The 26,608-nt window shown below is 55.8% G+C and carries 22 protein-coding genes and 2 pseudogenes; 15 read left to right on the top strand and 9 right to left on the bottom strand.

The features are described from left to right. Positions 1-236 precede the first annotated feature (236 nt). From ACFX5Q_RS23525 to ACFX5Q_RS23510, 4 genes and pseudogenes are all read right to left on the bottom strand, one after another. Positions 237-662: pseudogene (locus ACFX5Q_RS23525) on the bottom strand (serine protease); the annotation flags it as partial. A gap of 49 nt (positions 663-711) precedes the next feature. Beyond that, on the bottom strand, positions 712-1,476 hold the full coding sequence (locus ACFX5Q_RS23520) for a formylglycine-generating enzyme family protein (protein WP_404281871.1): 765 nt from the start codon (positions 1,474-1,476) through the stop codon (positions 712-714). Continuing rightward, the gene (locus ACFX5Q_RS23515; RefSeq protein WP_404281869.1) at positions 1,473-2,267 is read right to left on the bottom strand and encodes a lysophospholipid acyltransferase family protein; all 795 of its coding nucleotides are present in this window, start codon (positions 2,265-2,267) and stop codon (positions 1,473-1,475) included. Before ACFX5Q_RS23515 ends, ACFX5Q_RS23520 begins: the two co-directional genes overlap by 4 nt. Positions 2,268-2,293: 26 nt before the next feature. Further along, positions 2,294-3,304: a hypothetical protein gene (locus ACFX5Q_RS23510; protein ID WP_404281867.1), complete on the bottom strand. Its 1,011-nt coding sequence runs from the start codon at positions 3,302-3,304 to the stop codon at positions 2,294-2,296. Positions 3,305-3,565: 261 nt separating this feature from the next. Between ACFX5Q_RS23510 and ACFX5Q_RS23505 the strand changes: the two genes are divergently transcribed. The 3 genes from ACFX5Q_RS23505 to ACFX5Q_RS23495 all read left to right on the top strand — a co-directional run bounded on the left by ACFX5Q_RS23505 (position 3,566) and on the right by ACFX5Q_RS23495 (position 6,514). Beyond that, on the top strand, positions 3,566-4,285 hold the full coding sequence (locus ACFX5Q_RS23505) for a 2OG-Fe dioxygenase family protein (RefSeq protein ID WP_404281865.1): 720 nt from the start codon (positions 3,566-3,568) through the stop codon (positions 4,283-4,285). A gap of 116 nt (positions 4,286-4,401) precedes the next feature. Beyond that, positions 4,402-5,544 carry a trans-sulfuration enzyme family protein gene (locus ACFX5Q_RS23500; RefSeq protein WP_404281864.1) on the top strand — a complete coding sequence of 381 codons (1,143 nt, stop codon included), beginning with the start codon at positions 4,402-4,404 and terminating at the stop codon, positions 5,542-5,544. Positions 5,545-5,548: 4 nt separating this feature from the next. Beyond that, positions 5,549-6,514: a homoserine kinase gene (locus ACFX5Q_RS23495; RefSeq protein ID WP_404281862.1), complete on the top strand. Its 966-nt coding sequence runs from the start codon at positions 5,549-5,551 to the stop codon at positions 6,512-6,514. Between the two features lie 280 nt (positions 6,515-6,794). Here the strand turns inward: ACFX5Q_RS23495 and ACFX5Q_RS23490 are convergent, their stop codons facing one another. After that, complete coding sequence (locus ACFX5Q_RS23490) at positions 6,795-8,039, bottom strand: SIR2 family protein (RefSeq protein ID WP_404281860.1); 1,245 nt, start codon at positions 8,037-8,039, stop codon at positions 6,795-6,797. 351 nt (positions 8,040-8,390) lie between these two features. Then, positions 8,391-9,086, bottom strand: a complete 696-nt coding sequence (locus ACFX5Q_RS23485; protein WP_404281859.1) for a hypothetical protein — start codon at positions 9,084-9,086, stop codon at positions 8,391-8,393. Positions 9,087-9,337: 251 nt separating this feature from the next. On the opposite strand from ACFX5Q_RS23485, the gene ACFX5Q_RS23480 reads away from it, so the two are divergent. The 4 genes from ACFX5Q_RS23480 to ACFX5Q_RS23465 all read left to right on the top strand — a co-directional run bounded on the left by ACFX5Q_RS23480 (position 9,338) and on the right by ACFX5Q_RS23465 (position 12,727). After that, a complete protein-coding gene (locus tag ACFX5Q_RS23480) occupies positions 9,338-10,672 on the top strand; it encodes a hypothetical protein (RefSeq protein ID WP_404281858.1) in 1,335 nt (444 codons plus the stop codon). A 34-nt stretch (positions 10,673-10,706) separates the two neighbouring features. Beyond that, positions 10,707-11,588: a hypothetical protein gene (locus ACFX5Q_RS23475; RefSeq protein ID WP_404281857.1), complete on the top strand. Its 882-nt coding sequence runs from the start codon at positions 10,707-10,709 to the stop codon at positions 11,586-11,588. A gap of 43 nt (positions 11,589-11,631) precedes the next feature. Beyond that, entirely contained in the window at positions 11,632-12,237 is a 606-nt protein-coding gene (locus ACFX5Q_RS23470) for a hypothetical protein (protein WP_404281855.1), read from the top strand. Positions 12,238-12,535: 298 nt separating this feature from the next. Further along, on the top strand, positions 12,536-12,727 hold the full coding sequence (locus tag ACFX5Q_RS23465; protein WP_404281853.1) for a hypothetical protein: 192 nt from the start codon (positions 12,536-12,538) through the stop codon (positions 12,725-12,727). 136 nt (positions 12,728-12,863) lie between these two features. Here the strand turns inward: ACFX5Q_RS23465 and ACFX5Q_RS23460 are convergent, their stop codons facing one another. The 3 genes from ACFX5Q_RS23460 to ACFX5Q_RS23450 form a co-directional block, all read right to left on the bottom strand. Next, positions 12,864-13,727 carry a hypothetical protein gene (locus tag ACFX5Q_RS23460; RefSeq protein WP_404281851.1) on the bottom strand — a complete coding sequence of 288 codons (864 nt, stop codon included), beginning with the start codon at positions 13,725-13,727 and terminating at the stop codon, positions 12,864-12,866. Between the two features lie 41 nt (positions 13,728-13,768). Next, positions 13,769-15,754 (bottom strand): D-Ala-D-Ala carboxypeptidase family metallohydrolase, encoded by a 1,986-nt coding sequence (locus ACFX5Q_RS23455; RefSeq protein WP_404281849.1) that lies wholly within the window; start codon positions 15,752-15,754, stop codon positions 13,769-13,771. A 69-nt stretch (positions 15,755-15,823) separates the two neighbouring features. After that, complete coding sequence (locus ACFX5Q_RS23450; RefSeq protein ID WP_404281847.1) at positions 15,824-16,537, bottom strand: hypothetical protein; 714 nt, start codon at positions 16,535-16,537, stop codon at positions 15,824-15,826. 1,646 nt (positions 16,538-18,183) lie between these two features. Between ACFX5Q_RS23450 and ACFX5Q_RS23445 the strand changes: the two genes are divergently transcribed. The 8 genes and pseudogenes from ACFX5Q_RS23445 (at position 18,184) to ACFX5Q_RS23410 (ending at position 26,520) form a co-directional block, all read left to right on the top strand. Next, complete coding sequence (locus ACFX5Q_RS23445) at positions 18,184-19,128, top strand: acyltransferase family protein (protein ID WP_404281845.1); 945 nt, start codon at positions 18,184-18,186, stop codon at positions 19,126-19,128. Between the two features lie 341 nt (positions 19,129-19,469). Next, complete coding sequence (locus ACFX5Q_RS23440) at positions 19,470-20,303, top strand: hypothetical protein (protein ID WP_404281843.1); 834 nt, start codon at positions 19,470-19,472, stop codon at positions 20,301-20,303. A gap of 395 nt (positions 20,304-20,698) precedes the next feature. Then, positions 20,699-20,901 (top strand): annotated as a pseudogene (locus ACFX5Q_RS23435) (hypothetical protein); the annotation flags it as partial. Positions 20,902-21,512: 611 nt separating this feature from the next. Continuing rightward, positions 21,513-21,851 carry a hypothetical protein gene (locus tag ACFX5Q_RS23430; RefSeq protein WP_404281841.1) on the top strand — a complete coding sequence of 113 codons (339 nt, stop codon included), beginning with the start codon at positions 21,513-21,515 and terminating at the stop codon, positions 21,849-21,851. A gap of 249 nt (positions 21,852-22,100) precedes the next feature. Next, complete coding sequence (locus ACFX5Q_RS23425; RefSeq protein WP_404281839.1) at positions 22,101-22,379, top strand: hypothetical protein; 279 nt, start codon at positions 22,101-22,103, stop codon at positions 22,377-22,379. 591 nt (positions 22,380-22,970) lie between these two features. Next, positions 22,971-23,195: a helix-turn-helix domain-containing protein gene (locus ACFX5Q_RS23420; RefSeq protein ID WP_404281837.1), complete on the top strand. Its 225-nt coding sequence runs from the start codon at positions 22,971-22,973 to the stop codon at positions 23,193-23,195. A 511-nt stretch (positions 23,196-23,706) separates the two neighbouring features. Next, positions 23,707-25,758, top strand: a complete 2,052-nt coding sequence (locus ACFX5Q_RS23415) for a hypothetical protein (RefSeq protein WP_404281835.1) — start codon at positions 23,707-23,709, stop codon at positions 25,756-25,758. A gap of 612 nt (positions 25,759-26,370) precedes the next feature. Further along, entirely contained in the window at positions 26,371-26,520 is a 150-nt protein-coding gene (locus ACFX5Q_RS23410; RefSeq protein ID WP_404282009.1) for a hypothetical protein, read from the top strand. Positions 26,521-26,608 lie beyond the last annotated feature (88 nt).

Below are 26,608 nucleotides of genomic sequence, written 5' to 3'. Positions count from 1 at the left end.
CCGTTTTTCATCGTGAGAGATACGAAGATGTCCTCAACCCGCACAGCCCGATTCAGGTCTGCCAGTGCTACGAACTCGTGTTCGGCGGAAAGGCCCCTGAAATACCGCTCTAAGGCGGACTGATGTCGCGCGTCCGTCGCATTGTGACGGAAGTTCGGGAGTATCGTAGAGATTGCCTCAATCGGTACTGCGTAGCCTCCGCCTTCGGGTCGGCTCCGCTTGACAACGCCAACGACTCCACCCTCCGAGATCGAGTATAGAGGCGCCCCACTAAGACCCGACGTGATCAGGGCGTCAACGATCTGAAGGAGTTCCTGACCCGACTCTATCTCGTGCGTGGCACCAGCCAGTGTCCCAAATGCGGGGTAACCGCTGTAGCCGCGGTCGACGAATTGAAAACCAACCGAGAAAACCGGGCCAGTTGCTAGTTTCGCAGGCACCGTGCCCATTATAGGGTGGTCGGTTACGCCCACACTTAGGATGGCCAAGTCTGGCCCGCGGTCGTCAGAGGGATATCGAATTTCCGTGACATCGATGGCCCCATTTCTCCAGAGGACGTTGACCTCTTTGGCCGGCGTCTCTCCCACCACGTGCCGGCAGGTCAGGAGGGTTCCTGGCCCTACAAAGAACGCGGTCCCAATTGAATCTCCGGCACGCACCATCACGACGGAGTCGCGGAGACGCGCCGCATCCGCTCGGCTGAGCTCCGAGCTAGCGGACATGCCACACCACACGGAAGCCGTCGTCGCCGCCGCCTTGGTTTATTTGGTTCGTCCAGTCTCGGCATGCGATCCGCACAATCTCCTTGGTGCAGAAGGCTGATCCTCCCTTCACAACCCTCTGCCGTGCCGGTGTGAAATTTGCTGGCGCGAATGTCTCAGCGCTTGCGTGATTGTCCGCATGGTGGTGATCGATACACCATTCCCAAACGAGACCGGACATATGGGCGACCCCGAAAGGAGAACAGCCCGATGCAAAATCATCTACGCTGCAAAAATCGTTGTTACCCAACTCGGCGCAGCAACATCTGCTGGGATCGAAGACATCGCCCCACGGCCATATGCGCGCGTCCCCGCCACGGGCTGCCTTTTCCCATTCCGCCTCTGTCGGCAGCCCTATCGCTTTGTCGTGCTCCTCACCCAGCCAGGCGCTATAGGCTGCGGCGATATCCCACGAGACGTGCGTAGCCGGAAACCGGCGATGCTCAGCGCGCTCGTCTTCTCTCAAGCGGCGCCACCAGGCGGACCACTCAGGGTGCGGTTCCCATCCGGTTGCTGCATAGAACGCTGCTATCTGCTCGTTGGTCGTCGGAAATTTGGAAATTAGGAATGTGGGAATGAAGACTTCCCGTAGTGGTCGTTCCTTCTCGCCAGCATAGGGGTCCGTGTCATCGCTACCGAGACACGAAAAGCCCGCGGGAATCTCAATCCATTGGTGTCCGCAAACCGGCGGAGACAGAGCTTGCTCAGTCATCATCGCAGTTCTGCTGCTTCCTGGCGCAATCCCGCGAGCAGCCGCCTCGTAGCGTCCTCGGCGGTCCTGCAAACGATCTTTCTATTAGACGTCCTGACAAAGGCTATCGGGTCGCCCCATTCAACCAGCACCCTCACCCCTTGCGATGCGAGGAACCTAACAAGGTGCAACAAGAATGGAGTGGGGTCGTCGCGCTCCCACACAGCTACGCGCTCGCCTTGACCAGCGTACGTGATCGCAAGGGGCTGTACCCATACCGCTTCAATTGCCCCGTTCAGCGCAAGGACGTCTCGCGCCGATTCAACTAGGGCCGGCCTAAATGGGAGCACCACCGTACCGTCCGTGGAAGTTCCTTCTGGAAATATCACCACAGGGTAGCCGGCGCGTATGCGCGAGGCGATGTCCCTTCGGGCCGCCTGGACCGTGATGTGGCGGTCCCGGTTCACGAATACAGATCTCTGCAGGCGCGCGAGCGAGCCTATAATAGGCCACGCGCCGACTTCCTGCTTTGCTACGAAGGCGACTGGCACAATGCTCGCGATGGCTATAACGTCAATCCAAGAAGCGTGATTTGCGAGCACGACTAGGGGCGCCTGCCCCGGCGTCCCCTTGGTAGTCAGTCGAATTCCGAGTAGTAAAGCCAAGAATTGATGGTAGCATTTGCTCATCCAGCGCGCTGCCCCTTCTGCCCGCATCGCTAGCATCACCCCTTGAACCGGTATCAGTACCAGCGTGAGCACGCCGAACAGCGCAAGTTTCGCGACGACTTTGACGGATCGGGTAATCGGTCCCATCGCTCGCCTCACGGTGGCGGCCGGGCTTACGACGGGTAGAGTTTCAGTGAGCCAAAGGGCGGTAATTGGTCGGTACCGGCCTTCGCACTAACCTCAGCTTCACCCAATATGCCCTGCAATGACTGTTCAACCTCGCCCACGAGGCGTTTGGCATCCTTTGGTGTCAAGTCTGAGCACATTGTCGCCGCAATCTTAAAATCCTGGAGCGTTGACCGCACGCGTTCTCGCGATCGCTCACGCATTGCCCCCTCAATGTGCTGATACGCTGATCTAAGCTCCTCGATTTCTCCCCAACGATCCTGCCTTGATGTCGATTCGACAGTGTAGACAAGATAGGCGTGATCCTTGAATTCTATGCCGTTGAGCAGGAGTTTGCCGTCGGCCTCATCGAGCTCAAGCTTTGCTCCGGCGACCTCTGCCTTGGGGGCAGCAATCACAGCATAATGGCCTGGCACGGGTACGCCAGTGCGGTCCATTCCGATCTCCAGTCGCACTGAACCCACCTTTGCGGCCAGCGCACTAACCGCACCGCTGATGATGTCGACGAACGGAGCGGCAGCCGATGAGAGGGCCACTCCGGCTCTATCCGACAGCGCCGTTATCGTCTGAAGAAACGGGCCAGCCAGTTCCTGCTCGACCACTGAGAAAAGTCCGATCTGCAACCGAAGATCGCCGCCATCCCATGGCGTCGGACCGACTACTTGTCGATCAATCGAAATGACACGCGACACATTTCGGGGATCAAGCGTCGATAGAGCTGCTGGTGTGGTGGCGCTCACAAACTCCGCCGCGGCACGACCGCGGCGAGCAACATTGGCAAACGAGTGTACGACGCCGTAGTAGCGGCTAGTGAATTCTCGGCTGTTTGGGAGGCGAAGGCACTTCACCTTAATGGACAAGTAGCTATCGCCCGCCACAAGCGAAGTCGGAGTTTGGGTATTACCCCGCTGTGTAAGTGCAGATGTGACGGTGAAGTCTATCGTCCGTTCTCGTCGCACATCGTCGATTGCCCTACCGAGCCATTCTGCGAACGCCATCCTCTCCCTCCCGATTTGGACGTTGCTTGTTATACACGATCTATCGTGCGACGGTAGTGATGTTGGTCGAGTGGGCGGGCCTTACGTACGTCAATATCTCAATGGGACTTGTAATATCTAAGTGCAATGTAGGTTGTGCGCCCTGCCATTTCGATATGCCTATTTGTGGAGATCGCCATGGTGGACGAAACGGCCCAACCGATATCATTCGTGGGGGACACGGTTAGGCCCCTCAAGTGCGGGAAGGAGGCCCGGCCAGGGATGGTGCATTCAGGCTTTTGCTACTTGAAAGGCGATGAGTTTATTCTAACCAACGAGGAGAAGGCCGAACTCGCAAAGGTTCAGGACCATTTCGCTGTCCTTCCACGGGACCCCTACGGTCAAGCATCAAATCGCTACCGACAGTTCAGCCGGTATCTGCTTATCCCGTTCGCGGGGTTATTAATCCCACGCCCTGAACGCACGCCAACTTATCGTCAACACGCGGCCTTTAACGATGAGGCGCCCGACCTGGCGCGTCAGTTTGAGGCCATCCCTGGACGCTTCCTTTCCAGCGATCTCATTCGTGCACTGATTGTGCACGACTTTCAGAATTCGCCCTTCGATGAGCACTCTCTCTCGTTACCCTTTGAAGTAGGTCTCCACTTTATCCGGCTTCAGGCTGAGCCGGACAAGCCTGGAATAGCGGTTCCCAATCGGCTGCATAAGGATGGCGAGCCGTTCACGTGGATCCACCTAATCAACCGAAGCGGTGTCACTGGCGGTGAAAACATCGTCACGGACAACGAACAAGCGAATGTCCTCTGCGAAGCTATACTCAACTCCCCTCTCGACACCATCGGCATCGTTGACGACCAAGTTTGGCACCAAGTGAAGCCGGTTTATGCCGAAGCTCACGTAAGAATGGGATTTCGGGACGTGGTCTTGGTTGACTTCACCCCGATGGTCGCCAAACCCTTGGAGCCCAGGCTTGAACCCTGACCCTCGATAGGCCTCGATCCCGTCCGGTTCATTGAACTGGCTCTTGCGCTGTAGATCCGCCGAAGGCAACGAAAGACCCCGCCCCGAACGCGCGCCAATCAAGGTAACCGGACAAAATGAGATACTCTCTAGAGACGCTATGTGTTCACAGCGGTACGATTGACGACCGTTTGACGTGGGGCACTCGATCGCCTCTCTTTCCGTCCAACTCCCACAAGCATCTCGTGGCGCAAGAAGACCTTTACCCAAGGCACTCGAACGTCGCCAATCAGAGAGCGGTGGCAGAGAAGCTTCGCGATTTGGAGCAGGGTGAGAAGGCGCTAGTATTCAGCTCGGGGATGGCAGCCATCTCAACCGCGCTGCTTTCGCACTTGCGCCATGGCGATCACCTAATAATGCAGAAAGGGATATATTCGGGTACGTTTAGATTCGCAGCAAATCACCTTCCCAAAATCGGGGTAGAGGTGTCTCTCGTTGCGGGATCAAAGCGTGATGACTTTCTTTCGCAGATGCGGCCGAACACTCGCGCCATCTATATCGAGACTCCAACAAACCCTTTGCTCGAGGTCCTTGACATCGAGATGATCGCCGAAGTAGCAGCCCTGCACGGGCTCACTACTTTCATAGACAATACCATCGCAACTCCCATCAATCAGACACCAATTAGGTACGGGATAGATATCGTTCTTCACAGCGCGACGAAATTCCTCGGCGGCCACGGCGACATAACGGCCGGTGTTGCGATAGGATCTGAGAGCCACATCTTGCCGATGATTGAGTATGTCAACGACTTCGGGGGGTGTCTCAATCCACAGACGTGCCATCTGCTTGAGCGCAGTCTGCTCACGCTGGCAATCAGGATGGCTAAGGTCAACGAAAACGCGATGAAACTGGCGGTTCTTCTCAACGAACACCCCAGCGTGACGGCAGTCCACTATCCGGGCCTCACAAGCCACCCAAGCCATGAGGTGGCGAAACGTCAAATGGCAGGTTTCGGGGGGGTGTTAAGCTTTGAACTTGATCCAAGAATCGATGTGACCGCCTTTCAAAACAGGCTCAAGTTAGTTGTCCCTGCCAACAGCATGGGAGAGGCAACGACTACCCTTAACTCGCCATTTCAAGCTTCGACTTCTTTCAGGAGCTTGGTCGCCGAGCAACGGCGAAACGTTGACGTTTCTCATCAACTCATTCGAATGTCCGCCGGCATCGAAGGATTTGATGATTTGTCGCTGGATTTGCTTCAAGCCCTAGCGCCATGAGGATATGATTTCTTTCACCGGCGAAAACGTCAGGCGCTGGATGCTTAGCCACAGCTCAATCAAGCACATAGAGACCGCGTACAACATCACAGCGAATTGGGTGGAGTCACTTGGCGCAGGCTCGGGAAATTCAAACTACCTAATTCGCTCCGATCGAGGCAATTTTGTCCTCTGCGTGATTGAGGAGCAATCGCTGGAGGAAGTTGGCCGAATGGTCAGCACGCTCGAGTGGTTGAGAGCCAACGGGTATTTCACCTCGGGTCTCGTCTATGCACCTGGGAACGAGCGCATTCTGGTACTCGATCAAAAGCCTGCGTTTTTGCGCGAGTTTCTAGAGGGAAAAGTCGTGTGGAATTTGAGCAGTGGGCAGCTGAACCAAATTGGCAGATCAATCGCGTCTCTTCACCAATTGCCCTGTCCGGGCTTTCTGCCCACCAGCATCTACTATGAGCACTATCAGTTCTCCAACGCTCTTGGTCTTGGAGTTGATGCCGATTACGAGGGCTGGACCAAAGCCTCTCTGGATCGCATTCAAGCACAGTCTTATGCGGGCCTGCCACGCGGTCTGATCCACGGAGATGTCTTCTGCGACAACGTTCTCTTCGACGGCGAAAGGCTAGTTGCCATCATCGATTTCGAACTGGCGTGCAATTACTATTACGTGTTCGATCTAGCAATGGCCGCAGTCGGTGTGTGCCGAGTGGACGGCGCAATCGAGATGTCCAAGGTCAGGAGTTTGGTAGCGGGGTACGAATCCCGCCGGCAGCTGTTGGCGACTGAAAGGGGCGCCCTTCAGACGTTCACCGAGTACGCGGCGATTAGAACGTCTCTATGGCGCTTTTGGCGATATCGCCATTACGATCCTGGATCGCCTAAAGAGAATTCGTTCCAGGAGATGGTGCGTGTAGCACGGCATGTTCGGTCTATTGATCAGGACGAGTTCGGCGCGCTCATCTGGGCCGATTTATGACGGCGATCCGTATGCTGTGGATGAAGGGCCCATAGGCTACATATTGACGAATAGCCGAACATGAACTGGCTCACGCATGCGCGCGCTGTGGTTTCCAAAATCGCCGCTTGCGTCCTCTTGGCGTCGCCGCCCAATTTCCGGTCTTTGCTATCCGTCAAGCTGAACTCGAGCCGCATCGAGGATATACTGGTACACTGCCTCCTTCAGTAGGCTGTGGAGTGGCCACCCGCAAGGCTGCTGATGACAATCCCCTCAGATGGCGCCACGATCCGTGGGGCGGCTACTTAAGCCTAGCGATCAACTTGTCTGGTAGCCTGCAAGCTTCAGTCATGCCGCCATACCATACACTTAGCGGCGTGGCTGGATCGTTGCTGGTCTCGAAATCTGCAGCGTCGATCAATGCGTCGACCTCACCTGGCACGCTGTGCCCCAACCAACGCATCGAGTGCAAGTCGGTCTGAAAAGTATGCACCACGGCAGTTGCCAAAGCCTGGTCTTCGAACCCGCCCAAAGTCGACGAACCGCGTTTGGCGTAGTCGAGTATTACCACCGGTCGCCGGCGCGCATCGCGAAACCTTTCGAAGGCAACATTGAGATGTTGATCACCGAAACCGTAGCCCGCAAGCAACAGCGCATCACAGCTTGCAACAAGCCGATCCAATTCCGCATAGTAGCTTCTAAAGGGTCTGCGAACGAGCTGCATGGATTTGCCATAGCCGGCGACGATCGCCGATGTAGGAAATTCCGTCCCCTCTGGATTGGGATGCCTGCTTCGACCAGACGAATTTTGTGCGAATGAAGCATCGATATCGGGCTGCCAGAATATTTCATGCATGTCCGCCTTGCTCGGGGTTGGCATGTCGAAATGCACCGACCCATGCAGGTGGAGCATGCAAGGCCAATCCACTCGGAAGAAAAGGCGTTCGTCCTGGAATCTGCCAGTACGCGGGTCGAAGCCAATTTCGATGTTTGGCAGAGCGCGGTACAGAACATTGTCATAGTTCAGAGTGACAACAGCAACGTCGAATGTCTTTTGGAGTTCAGAGACAAAGGACTGAAGCTCGCCGAATTGCGCCGACCGGTCCCGTTCTGCGATTCTGCACCGTTCACGAACGTCCGCCAGGATGGCGTCGACTGCAAAACTTCCCAGATTGTAGAGCTCAAAGCGGTCCACGGATTTGGGCTCGCGATCAAAGAACCTGAAGTCCGGCAGCTTCTTTGTTTTGACGAGAGCTCCTAGCCCCGAAGCGGATGCGCTGGCCGATAGCAATCCCGACGCGGCAAAGACTGCGTAGAGAACATCTTCAAAGTTCGGATCTCGACGTAGATATGACGGAACGTTATTCCAATGACGTCGGATCGATGATTCTACAAAACCGTACAGGTTTGCATTCGGACGGTTTGCAAGGGGAAACACCTTCTGCATTTCGGCCTTAATGACCTCGCCGACTTGCCAAACAGAAGGCATGCCGAAATCGATGGTGGATCCGGCCCCCGTCACGATGAGGATTTTTCGTTTCGTCATGGTGCCCCTTTTGGTTGAATGTTGCGTATTCACGCACCGAGGCAATTGCCGCGTCAAGGTCAGCGCGCTCGGCCTGATCTTGGTCGACCGACTCGAATGGCGTCGGAAGCCGGCAGATTGCGGACACACTGGCGACCGACCTCGCAGGATAGGTCAGCGCCGCTATTCAACAGGCGTCCCAAGAGACTTGTCGGGTCACGATGTCGCAAGACCGAAAATGGAAGAGAAGTAGAATTTTCGTGTGCAGGTTTTGCACACGATCTCCCATAACTATTTGATTTCTTTACTTATATACCCCGTCCATCATGTTGAAATTCTTAGGTGCGGACATCGTCGGCTGGGCCGTTCTTTTCAATGAGGAAATGCGACATCGATTGCATCCCGACGCCTCTCTCGATGAGCGTTATTCCCGACGTATCCTGACAAAACCTGCTCAGGTCGCCAGCCATATCTTTTTGCAAGCTCTTTGAAACCGCCACCACCTACAGAGTTCGCTACTCCTGTAGCGATTGCGAGGCTTCTGCTGTTTGTCCAGCCATGTTCCAAGGCCAGTTCAATTGTGGGCCTCATTTGGGCGAGCCATGCCTGGTTCTGGATATCGCGAGACTCGGGACTGCGAACGAATCGAATCATGCCCTGGCGCCACCACTTTTGGGAGTAACATCCCCATCCAGTATCATTCCCTCTGTGCTTCCCGGGCCTGCATTTGCTGGAGAAGTTATCGACCATATCCTCTCTTGATCGCCCAAAGTATTTTTGCGTGTCCATGAGTTTGTAGAGGCTAGCCAGACCCCCTACTGCGAAATTAGCGATGCCGACGGTACCGCCGTCTAGCGCAAAAACTTGCGTGTAGGTTTTCGACTTCCCGTTACGGGCCAGAACCTTCCATAGAATTTCCTGCGGAACGCTCGACTGGGCGAAATCTGCATAGCTGTCGAATGTTTCTCCAGCTGCCTCAGTCGGAAGCCAAGCTTGGGCGAGAAGCGCTGACGCGATTATGCCTGTGCGCATCGAAACTACGCGCAATCCGCCATACCAGTCACACATTTGGCTATCCTCCTATTCCGGCGCTATTTGAACCATGGCCATGCTTCTGGGCCAAGGGTTTTTGTCCAAGTGAACGCCAATATGTGCTTCTCTCAGACGCCATTCGCACCTTGTCATTAGCTACCGCTACGTGCGACTATCTCTATTCCAGGTTTTATGGGCCGAGATCGCAAGCACAACTGTGATATTTTGCGTTTCGACAAGTGCGATGGCGTTGTAATTTTTACCGATCTGGTGGGGACGGATGTCCGATGAGTACCTTTGATCGCTCGTATTCGGATGCAAGACTGTTACTCGCTAGGGCCGTTCGGAACGGTGTAGCTGTCCCGCAACCATTGCTTGATCAGCTCGTTGCTCTTTCTGGGAAGGGCGCGGATGTTACTCTTGGCGACGAATTGAAGTTCGAATCAAGTATTGGTGAACTGATGCGCATAAATAAATTTGCATCAGAGAGTAACTTGAGCGCATTGCGAAGCGAGGAACGGCGTCGAGCGTTCTACGAGCGCATGAGATTGCCGTCCGCAGCGGCGGCTTTAAGTATCTTTTCTTTTTTGCTGATCTTGCTCATTATCCGCATTACGACAGATTTTAATAAGCTGACGTTAGCCGTCTCTGATATTAAGGAAGCGACATCTAGCGACTATTTCGACGGCATCGAGAATACAAGGGTCTTGTTGGAATCTGCGATCGATCAAAAAGGCAATTGGCAACTAACCCCTGAAGCACGGAACGCATTGAAAACGGCTCGCGATCTTGACGGTCGCCTTGTGGCTTCGGTTTCATCCATCAATGAATTCTGCCTCTATTCGCAACAGGGGCGCAATTGGTGGAGCTGGGTGGTATCAGACCTGAACTCCCTTTGCTCAACGACCGTCCAACAGGCTGAGCCTCAATCTCCCGCCGAAAGTGCCATCCCGAGCGAGGTCGCAGACCCAAATGTCACATCGAGTTGGCGAACCTCTACCGAGATGGCGTTGCCTTCCGCAATGGCTGTTGTCGCTACGCTAACTGAAGCAGAGGAAGTTGCGGTCGCACCACCGCCTCCGGCACAGCCGCCTCCTACTACTAGCTCGCAACAATATGCCCCACCGCAAGCCACCGCGGCTCGACGCATGATGGATAACATCTCGGACTTCGCCAACACTCTCGGGCTGACGTTCAACAGTGCGGAGACCAATACCTCGCTTTACCGAATTTGGCGTTGGGCTGAAAACACAAAGTCCATCTTGGGTGGATCGATTTTGCCGTTGCTCTATGGCATCTTGGGCTCTGCCGTGTATCTGCTTAGAACCCGGTTCTCGTCGGATCAAGCAAAGACTATGCAGCTATCGCAGGCTGGCGGCGCCTTCCTTCGCTTGGGTCTCGGCGGAATATCGGGCTTGGCGATCGGCTGGTTTTGGACCCCGACTGGGGCGGATGGAGTTGAGCGAGTAGCCAACCTTACACCCACGCCATTCGCTATCGCCTTCCTGGCCGGCTACAGCATCGACCTGCTTTTTTCGATCCTGGACCGCCTGATTTCAGCGATCAATCCTAGACCTGAAAGACCCATCGAAGGCCAGAGTAGTGTCAGGCCCAACCCCTGACACTTGAGCGCCCAAGAGCTTGTAGGAATACGACATGCGCTACATTGTCCAAACAGTCGTGCTCGCCTTGTTGGTTTCGGCGGCGCGGGCAGAGGATCAACCGCAAGCGATCCGCTTGGGGCCTTTCCTTCGCACTGAGGTGGTCAATGGCGTAGATGTCATTGTTCCGTACAGAGCGACGGTCAATCAAGTTGCGGCGTTGGACAAGATCCAGATCGACGTCACGATAGTTTCTGACTTGGACGACGTTGCTGCCAAGACAGATAGGATCCTGGCTATCCCCCTCCCACGCGACAATTGTCGCTCCTACAGCGGTAACAATCCGGTCGTATCGCTCGACAGGTCAAGCCTAAGCTATCAATCAGGACAGGCGCTGTTGGCGCTAGGAGGAACTGTTGTTCTTTGGGCCTGCATCGAGAACCCAGTGCACAAGACAAAGGTAGACATGCAGATCAAAGACATAGGATTCGGCATAAAAACCAAGGTTCCGGTTGTTGTCGACATGGGGCCTGGTGATCCAATAAAGACAATCATTGGCTCTCAACCTTTCGATGCGTCGCTTCCGATCAATCTCACCACTGATGGCGAACAAGCCATCCAGCTCGAGTTGGGGTCGCCAACCATCAATCTTGAGGGTCAATATGCTTCGATCTCGAATGGCGTACTTTCCTTGGCGGGTATCGACATCAATGCGAAGGCCGCGGACGCGCTGCGACATGCGATTGATCCTGATGGGCTTCGTCGAAGGCTTCCGTCCGTGGCGGGCTTAGACCTTAAGCTGTCTGGGGCGCAGTTCGTTCAAATAGACGAGCATCTTGGGGCGCAGATCAAGTTCTCTGCAGCGGTGTCCGAAGCGAACGGGCTTCGACTATTCCAGGCTCTTCTGGCCTCGTTTCAAGAGGGTCTTCCAAACTGACTGATCGAGGACAGAGTGCAGCCACAACAACAAGGACGATTGAATGTCAGGTAAGGCGCGGGCAGGCGTCATCGCTCTCCCCGTTATCGGAGCGCTCTTTGGCTCCCAGGCCTTCCAACTGGGACAGATCGTTTTGCGCGGTTTCAATCTTTTGGCTGGGAATGATCGGAACCCTGCGTCGGAAGTTCAAGCAGGACTGCTAGCGATAGGGATTGGGCTCCTGGTTGTCGTGGCCGCAACTTCGGCGCTTTCGAAGCAAGACGGTGAAGCTGACGATCACTTGATTGCAACGATTGTTACCACGGTAGTGGCAGGTGCATTCTCGATCCTCAAGGAAACGCAAGACCCTACCCTTACCGGATCGGCCTGGATGTATGCAATCTTCGTAGCGGCCGTTGCTGTTTGTCGTGCCGACTTTCGCACTCCCAGGCAGTTCAATGAAATCGGCTTCGGCCTTGTATGCCCGTGCAGCAACGGCTGCTTTGACGGGCCTGTTGTTCGGAGCGATTATCCAGGCCATTGTCGCGCTACTTCCGAAAGTCTGGTTCCCGTCGGGGACCGTCCTCGACGGCCAGCAGGCGGCCTTCTTTCAAATCGCGCCCACAGGCATTGGATTGTTGCTGCCAGCGTGGTCGATCGTCACCTTTGATCCTTTACTGAGGCATCGGACTTGGAAATCCGCTCTCCCATACAGACACACATGGTGGATAGCGTGTTATGTCGGATCGGCCGTTGTGCTTGCCTGGCTGTATGGACTTACACCTGACCACTCTTCCCCGGTAGCGCTTTTGCTCGTGCTACCCTCGATGACGGCCGTGGGCATATTCCTCATTTTCAGGAGAACCAGGCACGACGGTGGGCGACCAGTCGACCCAATTGTGCCTGAAAGCTGGCTAGGGAAGCTATCCCACCGCGCAAAGCTGTCTTTTGATAGGCTATGGCCGGCCATGATACTGGCTGGCATTCTCGGCGCGATGACATCGTCGCTGGCGCTGCAGCTGCTTTTGAATAACTCAGACAAGCCGCTTCCGGTGATCACGATTCTGGCGTTTGTCGTTTCTCACGTTGCTGCGGCGGCAAGCGCGGTATTCGCATTTGGCGTGGCAGACGAAATTGCTGCATCGGCGTCGCCGGCCTAATTGGTCGCTTACTTCCGCGATTTAGGTTCGCCGGATCAGCATCGTTTTCTTGTCGGTATAAGCAGCCTGACCGATGAGCGCTGATGATAGCCTTTGTGCAAGCTTTGGCAAACGCCATCGGCTGCAGCTCTCGAAATTAGGTCACTGCAATCGTCTGGCTCGCCGTAATTGTCTTGCCGGCTGCGTCGGCCAAGCTAACAGACCAAACGCCGGCGGGGGCGTCCGTCCCCACTTTCACATCACAAGTCACGGCAGCAGGTGTCGCAGTGACGCCGGAAGCCCTGATCACGTTAGTCCCGTTCACAAGGCTCACGCTCTGAACGCCCCCTAAATTTTGACCAAAGATGAGCATCGACTTCGCAGTGGTGGATCGCACAATCATGGCAGGAGAAACAGAACTCACATTGGTCTCCGTCCCCGCGGAGGGGGTTCCAAACCCCTTCAAGCCTGACGACTCGGCCGTCCTGGATCCAAAATAGAAGCTTGAAATAGACGCAACGAGCGTTCCTAACATCACAAGAATTTGCTTGGCAAAATCAATGCTCTCAGGACGAACAGACTGTCTCACATAGACAGTGAATCCTTTTTCATCTGATCCAGTGATCCCTACCAACTCACCTGTGGCGAGGCTCTTGATGAAGTTCTCTTTGTCGTTCGTTGAGAGCTCTGAAAACGACTGAATGGGCAACGGAGTAGCCAGCTTCCCATAGAGATAGATAGACAGGATCGCAAAGAGAACCAACAAGCACAGCGCAATGACGGCCCTTACAGACCCTTCTGGCAACGCCAAGGCCTGTGTTTTGTCACCAATGCCCATATAGGAAAATGTAACTGCCACAAGCGCCAGTGACGCTAGTAACACCATGAGTCCGGTTATGGCCAATGCCGGCAATGCGATAGAGTCTGTAACCTTCCATTCGCCAACAATGTAAATTAGAATCATTAGCGCGAAGAAGATGACGAACATTCCGAAACCGATTATTTTCGAGAATCTGCTCATCTATCTCATCCTATTATCATATAGCGCCTAGGATTTTCCGTTTAGCCCGTCCAATCGGCATCACTACCGCGAGTATCCACATGCACAAAGCCTCTGTATACGCCGATGCCTCCTCTAAACATTCCGCTAGCGCGATAAGTTTTAAGCTTCGTGCTCCATGAAATAGGATTCCCGCCATCCATGACAAAATCGATGGCCCTGTATTGCATGTGCTGGCTATGGGCCGCGCTACCCTGAATACAGGAGTTGTACGCCAGGGAGCGATAAATACTTAAAAGATGGACGGGCTGCGCCAGATCGTTTCGCAATTTGTCGACGATAGCGGCGGTCGGCGCTATGTTTGGCCACAGCTCCTCAGGCGGGTAGGTATTCAGGCCATGACACGAGCCGGACTCGTTTTGGGCTCCGAGGAAGAGAAGTTCGTCGGCAGTGATGCTTCTTAGACCCAGTCCGTCGACAAAGCTGACAAACTTTGGGTAGAGCGCCCAGCCAGCATGCGCGCTGTTTCCCACCAGCACTGGCGCCGGAGAGCTACCCTCTACCGCCGGGCCCTCGCTAGCCTCCGCGTCCGGTCCTAAAGTTCCCTCGTTCCACCCTGACGTTCCCGACGAGACAAGGTCGATGATCGAGGATGGCGCGGCTAGATCCGCGGCCGATACCGATCTATCTGCAAAGCCCCAGGCAGCCAAGTCGTAGGCGGAACCATGAACCGTCCCCGTCCCGCCAACGAACGTGCGTTTTCTCTTGAGTACGTCATCCTGCCACCTACCAAGGCTTCCGTTGGCGATAACCTGCGAAAAGCGCTCCCTTAGCGCGGGTCCGGTGAGGCTTGTGGCGCCCGCCGTGCTTAGGAGTTGTGTTTCATTCGCGCTGAGGCTGTTTTGCACCGAAGTATCGTACCAGAACGCCGCATCGAGGTCGGTTCGCGGCTTCCCCATAGGCACAAAGCGATCGAGATCGCCGAGCGCTTTCTCCCAATACACTGACCGAGCTCGTTCCATCTGAGCCCGTCGTGCATGAGGAAAGCTGCCTATTCGAAGAAAGGCCTTTTTCCAGGGTTCTGCCACTTCCATACGATTGGGACCGAACGAAACCGTATTCGCCCACTGCTGTTTCTGTGCGCCTGGAAGGTCGAGGACCGTCATCAATTCCGGATAGAGGGCCCCAAAAGCGATGGCCACGCTACCGGGTTTGAGTGCCTCAATCCTGGTCAGGAGCGCTTTCAATTCACCGTTTACGAGGGTGAATCCAATGAGCCCAAAGGTGAGCCCTTGATCGTCGAAGTTGCCCACTACCCTGTCAAATTTTGTGCCCTCAAAATCGGACGTCACACCAAGGCACAGATCAAAGAGGGAGGGCACAGGACATCCCGTCAGCTTAACCCACTCGCTTTCCGTGACCGCATTTGTCTGGACCAAAGCATTTGCCGCCTGCCAGCGTTGCACGGCTCCCGCCGTAATCCCCCCAAAGTCACCATCGGGTTCTATCGCCTGGCCATTGCGTATCAGTGCGAGCTGAAGGGCTATGACCACAGGACCGTTCACGCGGCGAAGTCCTGACGGCGACAGACTAATCACTGGCCTATCTGGGTTCGCTGGTTGAGGGGTTCCAACTCCGGGGGTGGTTACAATAACGGGCGCCGCGACTGGGCCATTACCGCCAGGTGCTGGCAACGTTCCGCCGGCTGCAGGCGGGTTGGTGTCCGGAAACGGCTGTGGCGGGACAACTTCGCCTGCCGGAACTGAAACACCGCTAACCCGCTGCCGCAAAGCTTTCAGGTCCTCGACCAGGAAGCCAGAAATGTCGTATCGTACGACGGCTATCGCTTTGTCGAGGATGCTTGTGAGGGCACTAACGTTTGCCGCAGCATTCATAACCCCCGCGAGCTCGATCTGCCCTTGCAGGTCAGCCAGATCTTGTAGCGATTTCTGAATGCCTTGCTGGACATCTTGCTTCCCAGCGGCAGCGCTGAAGGCTGCACGAAGCCGCACCCGAGCCTCCTCAATCTGCGCTATTAATTGGTCCACGTACTCCTCCACCAACTGCAACGCACCCGACCAGGTGTTGCTTCTTTCAACCTAGAGGACTCAAGCGCATCATTTCGTCGCCAGCGCAGCCAGATCCCGCCGAGCCGCGAGCGATGCGGCATTCAGTTCATCAGTCGCTATCGTGAGGCCTTCAACAACGGCCACCGGGTTGGCGGGCGCTTCAATCGATTTCTTTGCGGCGTCCAAAGCGTCGATCGCTGCATCAATCAGAATGACCCAGTTGGCTAAGAGCCGCCGGTAGGTCAAAATGTGATCCAGATCTTCCTTGCTTGGCTGACCCGTTGCACTGGCACGAATTCTGTTCAATTCGGGGGCATTGAGTATCAGAAACATATTGCCGGTACTTTGCCGAAGTCCGACCAAAAGGTTGCGCGTCGCAGGGTAAAATGCGATCAGGTATTCACGGAATCTCTGCCTTGATCTCAGTCCCAATCCTGCTCTCAAGAGCGGCCGAACTTGAAGGAATGCCGTTTGGAGACCTGCGGATATGGCGACTCGCTGAGGCAGCGTTGAACTCGTCAAAAAATCGGCGCTTTGAATCGAGTTCGCCAGCGACGCGTTCATTGTGCCGATCTTCGCGGTTAACGCGTCAGCTGTCTGCCCAGAGGAAAGGCCATAAAGCAAATCATTGTAGGCAATAACCGCCTGAAATGCGTTCCGGAACGCCCGCGTGGCGGGCGGATCAACTGTATCCGTGTAGTAACTTGCAAGCTCAGGATCAAACTTGAGGGAAAGCTGCTTTGCCTCAGGCTGCAGGAACAACGCTCGCTCCTGAACGGCGTGTTGATCGAGTATTAAAGTCGACGTTTCAGATAACTTTAGCGTCGCTGCTCGATAGGACTCGAATTCTGCCGTACCTTGGCTACTGACGCAGCCGCTGAGAAGCACTGCGCATAGCACCCAATACGCAGCGGCGCGTAGCCGCAGATAAAACTCGACCCCCATCGTTCCCCCCCACCGGGACGATACGAAATTCGCGTCTTCGCGCGACAATTTTTCACTTTAATCTCTAATTTCGAAACTTGTCCATGAGAAAAACTGGACTTCTTGACGGTGCGATTTCAAATAACCAGCCTTAACGAGACTGCTGACCTTGATAAGCGCGTGGATGACATCGAAAATATCAGCGCGTACAATACCATGCTGGAATTGCTTACTATCTTACACCCTAAGCGCCACACCATCCGGCTCCAACCAGGCAAGACCTTTTGCGGAATTCAGCCACTTGTTGGAACTGTCGGAGGTGGTGTGGTCATCCCCCGCTCGAAAGCAAAGGCATCACGCGATGGGAGGAAGTGAGGGCTGCGCAACTACAGATGCCACTTCATCAAAACAAGCGAGATTGGTGGGTAGGCTCATAGCATTGACCATATCTCTTGGACCGCTGAAATCTCTCGAATTCCACCGTCGGCACCGACGACGGACAGCGCCCGCTTTGCCTGTACGACCTGTCCTCCAGCTAGCAATCCGAAGGCCGGTTTGTGTTCGGTACTTGTATGGACTTCTAATGTTTGCAGAATCCGCAATCGCACGAGTTCCTTGCGTGCTTCAAAGTCGACTGAGTAGACCGTTCGCGCTCGCGACTATGAGGTGAGCGCGCCGGGGTCATGGCTCGAGCAGCATCCATTAGAATGTTGCCAGGCGGCATTCTGCTGGACATGGATACGCACGAGCGCAAGTTCAGGGACTGGCGCTATCCAGCGTCAAAAAATGTCCCTAGCGGCGCCGGACTGCGGTCCCATCGAGCAAACGAAAATGGAAGAGAAGCAGAATTTTTGTGTGCAGTTTTTGCACACAAACTCGCATAACTATTTGGTTTTATTTCTCTATTTGTCCGATCCATCAGCGAACCGAAGTTGACCATAACCTGAGTAGCATCGGCCGGCTGGCCATTAGGGTGTTCGGAACCACGCACGCTGCTCGCGCCAACCTGTCTGCAAAAGTGACAAACATTGCCGCAAAAATGAAAAAAAACGACTCAATGTCATCGGCCTGACCAAGCCTGCTGAGACTGGCCCCTTGTAGCGGCCCAGCACGGCGTTCAGATTTGCGGCGGTCGCCATCGCCAACAGATCCAGTAACCGGCCTCGCTCCTGTTTGATCACCCGCTACAGATCGGCGAGTTCGCTCTGAATATGGTGGCTCCAACGCCCAATGATGTCATTCCAGCATGGCAGGGCGCGATATGCGCCAGGTTCGGTGCTGCTCGTCGTCAGAATAGGGACTCGCCCCGGATTTACACGGCGGTAGGGAAAGATCAGCTACAACCTCGGCGAGCACGTTCCGGGGCAGGAAGATTGCGATGAGACCCTAATCACCTGCTGAAGGGCAAACGGTGGTTTTGCAGTGAAGCTGAGGCTCGGGCTGCGGGATGGCGCCGAGCGAAGCGCTAATGATGGGATACTGCGTTGAGCAGAAGGCTTTACGGACTCGACGCGTTGCGGGGTGTCGCGGCGATTGCTGTCGCGGCACATCATCTTGTGAGCATCTACGGTTTTCCACTGCTACCCTTGGGCCCTTCAATCGCGGTTGATCTGTTCTTCATTCTGTCCGGCTTCGTGATGGCCAGGACTTACGAAGATCGATTGCGCAACGATCTGAGTACCCGCGGCTTCATTACCCTTCGATATCGGCGTCTGTTCCTACCGCTGGCCATTGGCTCGACCATCGGTCTGGCGTCGGTCGTGGCTGTGTATGGACATTATGCGCAGGCCTTTGCGTCCTACGCGCTGGTCCTGTGCTTCCTGCCCTCGATTGGTCCTGCAGCGTTCCCCCTCAACGTGCCGGCCTGGTCGCTGTTCGTCGAGATCGTCTGCAATGCCCTCCACGGCTCGTTCTTCTCGAAACTATCGAATATGCAGCTAAAGGTAGCCGCCGTGGCGAGCATCCTGCTCTTCGTCGCCTGCTCCACGAAAGGTCTCACGCATTGGGGGCCGGGGATCACCGCGATCATATGGCTAATCCCGCGCGAGTTGTCCTGCTACCTCGCGGGCATGTGGACGTTTCGACAGTATGGCGACGCACCGCTAGGAGGTAGACCCATCTTGGCGATCGGCGCTTTCGTGCTCATGCTCTGCCTGGCGTCTATCAATGCCTCACTCGAAATGATGGCGCTTGTTGCCTGCCCCCTCATCATCAGAGCTTCGCTCGGGCTGCCTCGCATGAGGTGGGTTATTTGGGCCGGCGCGCTATCATACCCGCTCTATGCCACACACGTGCCCGTCCTACAGGCATCTCGCGCCATGGGCTTGCACCCGGCCCTCGGCGCCGCTCTGGTGGCTGTCGTGGCCGCCTTCGTCACCGTCGCCTTTGAGATGCGACGGCCGGCCCGGCAGCCAGTTGAAGCTTTTTAACCGCCGTCGGTCAAATTTATTCCAGCCGAATAAAGAAGTGTTGAAGCATACGAACACCAGCGTTTGACGTTGCAGAGCCCGCAACGGACAAGCACCCGCTGCCCGACCTCGTGGGCATTGCTGAGCTTCCAAGCGCCACCGCGCTTCCCTCTTCCTCCAGTGTCGGGCATGACCCAAGTATCGGCATCCAATCGGCGACGATACCTGTTCGCTCAGCGAACAAACGGGCGGCACTGACGCCTTTATGATCTTGTGCAGTCCTTAAATTCTTCAGCGTCTGAACAACGGAATATTCGCCGGTTCTGTCGTATCGCCCCTCGGCATGCATGGCGGAGAATATTGTGGCGAACTGGCTTAAATCCGATCCTATAATGAAGGGCGCGCTGCTGATGCTGGCTATCGCGCTTTGGTGTATTTGGATGGCCATCGCCTCGCTTGATCCGAACTGGCATCCTCATTCCTCGCTAGCGCGTCTGGTGGCGCTTATGCCGCCGATGGCTCGATTTGCTTTTCACGCAGCGTTGGCCCTTTTCTGCGGGCTTGCTGGAATTGGGCTTGCGCGGATCAGGCTTAACATTGATCAAATCGATGTCAGACTGGACGGAATACGCGCAAAGAGCGTGTTAGGATGGCAGGAGGCACGTTGGGCTGACGTTGATCGCATTCTCTATCGCGCCACCTCGCCGTTTCCGGCAATCGCAGTAGTGCGCAAGAACCCCACGTTCATGGACCACCTGTTGCTGAGAAGCAGGTTCGGGGTGTTGCTTCGGCCAGACGCCTACGACCGCGCTCTCCGGCAAATCCCTCCCCAATACACGAAGCTGCTGCACGCCTATCCGTACACGAAGCTGCTGCACGCCTATCCGTCTCTCGTTCGGCCACCCGCAGCCCGGCCAACGGGAAAGGTTCCGGAAACGTTGAAGCACCTTGCGATCGTTATTCCTCTGGCTGTCGGCGGAATTATCCTGCAGCGTTACGATCCTTTTGCGTTCAAGGTTGCCATTTCCCTGCTCGCGAGCGGCTGTTCGGTTTACGCGCTATGGACGTTGCGCAGGCTTTGGCACGATCCTGCGCGCCAAGGAGATGAACGCTGGGTGTTTTACCTGCTTGCTTTATTGCTCACAGGAATGTGCATTGGGATGGCGTATTTTCTCCACCTTTTGTGGATCCGGTAGGCGGACGAGTGTACTCCTGGGAGATGCACCCGCCTCAGCTCGCCGAACGTATCTTTCAATTGACGTGAGGGGCTTATGCCGGTTTCGATGCTTTTCTTCGGCGTGACCTCGGTTGCCATATTAATATATTTCAATCTTATGGATAAAAAGACGAACAAATGGAGACCAGTCGAGAGCAAACGTGATCTATATGCCTATGTGGCGTTTCACGGTGCTATTATTCTCGGAATAGTTGGAACTCTATTTGAATTATTTATCAAAGGGCGATGATAATTGGCCAGGTATATATTCCTATCGCACTTTGGCTTTGTCAACCATAGAATCGCCTTAGCGGGTGTGAAGTTGGGATAGGCGACGTCGGACCGGAGGCTTGAACCCATGGAGGGCATGACCACATCCTTCCCCAGCAGAAGGCCTCTAAGCTGATCGTCGTCACCGCGTTGATCGAGATGAGACCGGCGACCTCCAACCCGTCTACGGGCCAGCCGAGCAGCAAACCGAGGACCGGGCGATAAGGACTGCGAAGGGCTTGGCGGGGAATGCCGGTGTCATTGCTTGGTCGCGTGAGGCCAACCCCGCGCTCGGCGAATATGGGGACCTGAGCCGCAAGGCGCTGGCTTGGATTGGCCCGATGTGGGACGCCAATCGTGACTTCGGCTGGTACGATGATGAGAGCGGAGGCCAGCACCTCGACCACCTCTGTCGCTTCGGGACCGCTAATGCGGCTCCAAAGACGTCTTGGGTCCAACACTATCGGAAGGCCTTTAGGATCAAAACCCAATCGCTCTAAACGACCGAGTTCGACCCTTTGCCGACGATCAACGTCCGGCAATTGGACCAAATTGACACTTCCAATCAGGTACTCAGTAACGTTCGCCAGGTACGGATCGAGATCAGCAAGGGGTCTTGATGAATGAGCAAATTGGGGAAAACCCTACGCACTGTATGGATTGTCGCGCTTTGCGTGGCAGGGATGTTGCTTGGCGGCATGACTGGCTACGAAAACGCCGGATACACTGGGGCCATAGCGCTCGGTTTGGCAGGCTGGATTGTCGGGGCAATCGTCGGCATGGGAGGTCGTGCAGGAGCAAGAGTTTTGATGCGCTTCTTGGTAGCCTGACGACCGCTTTCCACCCTTTGCACACCGGAATCAAACCTGATTAATTGCGAGCGTAGTCGAGACATATCATGTCACCCGAAACAAAAATCATGACCGACACCACGGCCAGCGTGCTTTTGCTCCTTATCCTGTCATGGGCCGCTTACTATTGGATGAAGTCAGGAACGCGTGACGTTATGGCCGCATATAAGCTTGGATATGTCGAGACGAGAATTGGTCCTGTTAATCGCGACCGAAATCCGTTGCATTTTTGGGGACTTATTGGCCTTTATGCGTTCGCTGCGGCGACACTGTTTCTTTGCTTTACTGCGATCATTTTTACGCTGCTACAAGGTTCTGGCCTCGCCGATAACCAAGTTTTGGCGCCAGGAATAGCCATTTTATATTTGACGCTTTTGGCGAGCTTAGGCGCTCGGCTTAGAAGATAGACGAAGCGGAACGCGACACCAGTCGCCTACGGCTTTTTGAACGGTAGCATTCCACCACCCCAACTTGGCCGTTTGCAGCAGCTTGCTTGAGCTGGCCCAGGCGACGCCGTTTCCACCCACTGCTGGTCTGCCCCCTCGCAACCCCCTCAGAACACCCAACGGTTTGACCGTGGAGCGGCTTCACGTCCCTCCCCGGCACAATCCCCTATCCGGGCACTCCCGCCCCTCTACCAATCAAAAATGGAGAACATGCACCACATCGAACTAATCGGATCATACACTTCCGCCGCGACCCTATCCGGCGAGGAAATCAAGATCACCACCCGTAAAGACCCCGTGCCTGTCTTGTGTCGTGAACTGATCAAGCGAGGCGTCGATCCCAACCAGCGTGTCAAAGTCACTCGGGCAGGTCAGCCGGTTTGGAAGACTGATCTAACGGTCGGGTACTGGGCCGGCATCGACATAACCGAAGACGACCGCGAAGGGCTGCGAACGGCAAAGTACCGGCCGTTCCCGAAGGACATTTAAAGCCGAGCGGAGAGAGCAGAGGAGCGCTGCTGAGGTTCTGACTGGCCGTTGTGCCGGCCGGCCTTAGCGGCGTTGGTGGGCGCGACCGCTACGAACCGAGAAACTCATATCGTTCCTTTGTGTCACGCAGCATGCGTACGCTTTCCCACAAGAGCGGCGATTCTGCGACAACTGCTCGGCTAGTTCCTTGCAAGGTCTTTTGGCGTAGTCCCGAGAGACGGCCGTAGGTTCGGCGTACGGGTTGCATGCGGTCAACCGCTATGAAGTCGATTGTCGCCTAGACCGAACAATGGAGTTGGCGCACCTAGCGAATTTGAGACCCGCAGGCGACGCATATGGTCGGTCGAGGCAATGGTGCCGGAAAACCGCCCTCCCCATTTTCGAGCTAGCCTGTCTCGACCGACCTTATGAATTTGGTTGGCAGTAGATCCGATTTCTATCCGGCCATATCCGCTGCTTCTACTCCCTGGTTCAGCGGCTTCCATTTCTTACACACATACCCACTCATAGGCGTGAAACCGCATGATCCACGGTTTGAGAGCGTGCTTGAGTCTGCTCACATGCTACCGACGTCCGACATTGGAGAGCCTGATGGATGACAAGAAGTTTTTGACGGCTGAGGAAGTGTCGGATCGTTATCGCGGCAGCATCTCTCTTGGAACGCTGCGAAATTGGCGAGCCAAGAGGATTGGACCGGCGTACCTCAAGCTTGGCAAAGCAGTGTTGTACCCAATTGAGGAGCTCGAAATGTGGGATCAAAAGAATACAGTGGCGTGCCGAGCGTCAACGCGATCCACCATGGACGCCGGTGAGTGAGCGTGATTGTTGACGGAGGATCATCCATAACGCCCCCAGAAGCCGCTCCCCTTACTCTTGGCGATTGTGATATTTACAATATTTTTCAATAAGATAGCGTGCAGCGCGAGGAAGTTGCACAACGATCCCGCTCGATACCCCACCGGCGTTCTTTGTCATGCTTGAGCACGTTTGAATCATAAAGATTTTCTGACTTGCCAATCTCGGCTATGCAACCGCCTTGGCGTTTTGGTATGCACTCCTGAGAAAGTCCGCGATCCGGGGAGAACCACAATCTTCGGCACCCTGGAATGTCCACATCAACATTTCCAAACTAAGCTGCGCCCCTCGATCGAGCCCGTTCGCCGCCAGGTCAGTTTCTGCTCGCACGCGCTCGCGACGCAGTGGGCCGACCTTCCCCAAGTTTGCGCATGAGGTCGCACGGTCATCGTCGACAAGTCCCTTGCTTTCATGGTCAACTGCGCGATGATCGCCACAGGCGAGGGTGGGGGCGGTGAGGTCAATCACAAGGGTGCTGCATCGGCTTCCGATCCTGCTGCTCGCCCTGTGCTTCGCGTTCCTCTATTGGATTTATCCAGGGCAGCTTGACGACGTTTTGCTGGCGGCTGGTGACGCACCTCTCCGCCTTGTGGCGGCCAGTACCGGCCTTCTGATCACCATCGGCGCAACGCACTACGCGCTGCTGGCCCAGCGCGGTAACACCAGCCGGTTGCCAGATGTCGCCGCGGTGTCCGTTCCGGCCGTCACCGTCTGCCTGTGTTTTGCGAAGGCCGTACCCGGCACCAAGGTCCTTGCCCTTTCCTGTGCGGTAATCGCGATCGCGTCGCTCTGGCTCATGGCCAACCCAATTGCGCGAAGCCCGCGAAGATGGGCCAGGACGGGCTTGATCGCGGTGACGGTTGGCTTTGTCCTGTGCGCCGTCTTGACGGCAATTTACCCCGTAGGCTTTACGAGGGCGGTCGGATCGCTGCCGCTTCTGGTGTTCGCCCTTGGATCATACACGGTGGCCGCCGCGGCGCTTGCCCTGAGACCCCGGTTTGCCATGATAGCCGCCTCGATCGCGGTTTTTAGCCTATGGCTGGATCCCGCGCGGAGCCTCGTCCGCCAGGTTCCCCATGGCGAGAATATTCAACCGCACTTGGACCAGGCCTTGAAAGAGTGGCTTGAATCACGCCCCGATCTCGCAGCCTACAAGACAGCGAGAAAGCCTTACCCGGTAATCGTAACGTCAGCCGAAGGCGGGGGCATCATCGCGGCCGCCCATGCCTATACGGTCCTGACCGGGCTTGAGAACCTCTGCCCCAGCTTTGCTCAGCACGTCTTCGCCAGTGTCGGCGTCTCGGGCGGCAGTCTGGGCAACTCCCTCTTCGCCGCCAAGTACCGGGGTGAGCACGCGCGGGTGGATGTCCAACCCTGCCGGCCCGTTCCCAACTGGGATGAGGCGCGATTTGATGCCGGTGACTATCTCGCGCCGGTTCTCGGAACCTTCCTTTATGTCGACATCCCGAATGCCCTAATGCCCGGCAAAGTCTTTCCTGCCGACAGAGCCACCGCGATGGAAGCCGCGATCGAGGCGTCCGGCGGAGACCAGGCCGCGGCGTTCTACCGGACGCCGATCGAAGACTCCTGGCGCCCAAAGGATCTTGTTCCCGCCCAAGTTTTTGTCTCCACACGCGTCGCGACGGGCGAACGGTTCATGTTTTCTCCTCTCTATTTGGCGCCAATCGAGTGGTATTTACCCAGCATCGAGAGCAGTGTCCGTGTGAGCAGTGCCGTCGCGCTCAGCGCGCGATTCCCCTGGATCACACCGTCCGGCAGGACGGTAGACGGGAAGGACACCACGACCGTCGCCGATGGCGGGTACTACGAGAATTCGGGAGCCGAGACAGCGATGGATATCGTCGAGGGCTTGCGCGGTCTCCAGACCGCTGCCTTGGACTGTGGCGACCTAGGACCAGAGTGCGGCATCCTGAAATTTGACGACGGCTGCAAGCTTGTTGTCGCAAAGACCTTTACAGAACCGGTGGACTGGGGATGCAACCGGGTCATCCATCTCACCTACCTAGCGGTGACGAACTCTTCCGGGGTATTCGACTTCGTTGAGGATGAACCAGATCAATCCTTCCTGTTCGACCCCCTTCGTACGATGCTGAACACCCGCGTGGCGCGGGGAAGTGAAGCCATCCGCAACGCGCGCGGAAGCTTTTGCAGTCTTTTGCCCTGCACCGAGACGCCAACCCTGAACGTCGGCTTCCACATGGATGTCGTTCCGGCGGTGCGGCTCGGGTTGCCCTTGGGATGGAGCTTGTCGAGCACCCGCTCGGACATCATACGCGATTTTGCCCTACCCATCGCGGAATGCGTCAAGTTGCAGGCGAAGCTAAATCCTGAGGGAGGTCCTTGGCCGGCGCCGCCACGCAACGAGGTCGTGCCAGCCCTGCCCACCCTTCGCGAGGAGAATGGCTGCGAACTGGCGACAATCGCGAGTCTGTTCAATGTAAATAATGATTCAAACGAACCGTACTACGGTATCGAGAATTGGCCGTGGTTCGGTCCCGACTGATCGGGTCCAAGGGGAGAGCGTCCGGGTAGCGGGCTTGTGTGAATGCGCAGCAGGGGACTTCACTTAAAAACGATTTGGACAGTCCGAGCGTCGCGATTGGTTGATGTCGCCAAAGGCGATCGGCTGGAAACAAATCCGTGCTCGTTGTCTGCAGACCCACACCCGAACTGCCCTAGGAAAGTTAGCACCAACAGAGTAGCAGAGAGGCCTTTCAGTCGTTCCGAGGTCGCTGGCTTGGAACAGATAAGCATTCGGAATCCGTGGTTGATCGGTACGTCAGAGGACTGAGCAAATGCGATCGTGCCCAAGCGTGAAAGATCACACATGGTCACTTGACACATGCCCCAATTAACGGCACCACCTTTCTACAAGAAGGTCACAAGCAATTGATAAATATTATGAATATGGCTTGAGTGGTTTGACCACAACCATCCTACTCGGCCCCTGAGAGTCACGCTGGATCACGGCCAGTGCTGTTGAATCACTGGCTTTTTTGGACTTGCGTGCTGGGAGCGGCATTTTGCATATTGGGGGCTGTTCTCGCCGATCGGAGGCCTAACTGCCCCCGATCCGCGAGGCCTTACCGACCCCAGATCTACAAGAGCCCGCGTCATGCCCAGCCTCACCGACGGAGCCATCCGCCACGCTATCAAACGGGTCGAGAAGTCGGGAAAGCAAGTGAGCCTCACCGATGGCGAAGGCCGCGGCACTGGCCGCCTCGTCCTAGGACCAATCGACATTCAGGATTCAAAATTGCGTTGATGCATGATTCATAGGCTTCCAGATTCGATCTGGAGGACAATGGATGGTGTCGCGCTACGAACTGAGCCAGCGGCAATGGCAGCGCATC

Origin of the sequence: Mesorhizobium sp. IMUNJ 23033 (assembly GCF_044778005.1) — a bacterium.
Classification (GTDB): domain Bacteria; phylum Pseudomonadota; class Alphaproteobacteria; order Rhizobiales; family Rhizobiaceae; genus Mesorhizobium; species Mesorhizobium amorphae_A.
The sequence above is the reverse complement of the archived record's forward strand: the minus strand, read 5'-3'. Positions and strand labels throughout refer to the sequence as shown.

Bases quoted from the DNA above. Each gene is read 5' to 3' on its own strand.
- ACFX5Q_RS23520 (WP_404281871.1), bottom strand. From the start codon at position 1,476: ATGATGACTGAGCAAGCTCTGTCTCCGCCGGTTTGCGGACACCAATGG.
- ACFX5Q_RS23515 (WP_404281869.1), bottom strand. From the start codon at position 2,267: ATGGGACCGATTACCCGATCCGTCAAAGTCGTCGCGAAACTTGCGCTG.
- ACFX5Q_RS23510 (WP_404281867.1), bottom strand. From the start codon at position 3,304: ATGGCGTTCGCAGAATGGCTCGGTAGGGCAATCGACGATGTGCGACGA.
- ACFX5Q_RS23505 (WP_404281865.1), top strand. From the start codon at position 3,566: ATGGTGCATTCAGGCTTTTGCTACTTGAAAGGCGATGAGTTTATTCTA.
- ACFX5Q_RS23500 (WP_404281864.1), top strand. From the start codon at position 4,402: ATGAGATACTCTCTAGAGACGCTATGTGTTCACAGCGGTACGATTGAC.
- ACFX5Q_RS23495 (WP_404281862.1), top strand. From the start codon at position 5,549: ATGATTTCTTTCACCGGCGAAAACGTCAGGCGCTGGATGCTTAGCCAC.
- ACFX5Q_RS23490 (WP_404281860.1), bottom strand. From the start codon at position 8,039: ATGACGAAACGAAAAATCCTCATCGTGACGGGGGCCGGATCCACCATC.
- ACFX5Q_RS23485 (WP_404281859.1), bottom strand. From the start codon at position 9,086: ATGTGTGACTGGTATGGCGGATTGCGCGTAGTTTCGATGCGCACAGGC.
- ACFX5Q_RS23480 (WP_404281858.1), top strand. From the start codon at position 9,338: ATGAGTACCTTTGATCGCTCGTATTCGGATGCAAGACTGTTACTCGCT.
- ACFX5Q_RS23475 (WP_404281857.1), top strand. From the start codon at position 10,707: ATGCGCTACATTGTCCAAACAGTCGTGCTCGCCTTGTTGGTTTCGGCG.
- ACFX5Q_RS23470 (WP_404281855.1), top strand. From the start codon at position 11,632: ATGTCAGGTAAGGCGCGGGCAGGCGTCATCGCTCTCCCCGTTATCGGA.
- ACFX5Q_RS23465 (WP_404281853.1), top strand. From the start codon at position 12,536: ATGATACTGGCTGGCATTCTCGGCGCGATGACATCGTCGCTGGCGCTG.
- ACFX5Q_RS23460 (WP_404281851.1), bottom strand. From the start codon at position 13,727: ATGAGCAGATTCTCGAAAATAATCGGTTTCGGAATGTTCGTCATCTTC.
- ACFX5Q_RS23430 (WP_404281841.1), top strand. From the start codon at position 21,513: ATGACCGACACCACGGCCAGCGTGCTTTTGCTCCTTATCCTGTCATGG.
- ACFX5Q_RS23425 (WP_404281839.1), top strand. From the start codon at position 22,101: ATGCACCACATCGAACTAATCGGATCATACACTTCCGCCGCGACCCTA.
- ACFX5Q_RS23420 (WP_404281837.1), top strand. From the start codon at position 22,971: ATGGATGACAAGAAGTTTTTGACGGCTGAGGAAGTGTCGGATCGTTAT.
- ACFX5Q_RS23410 (WP_404282009.1), top strand. From the start codon at position 26,371: ATGCCCAGCCTCACCGACGGAGCCATCCGCCACGCTATCAAACGGGTC.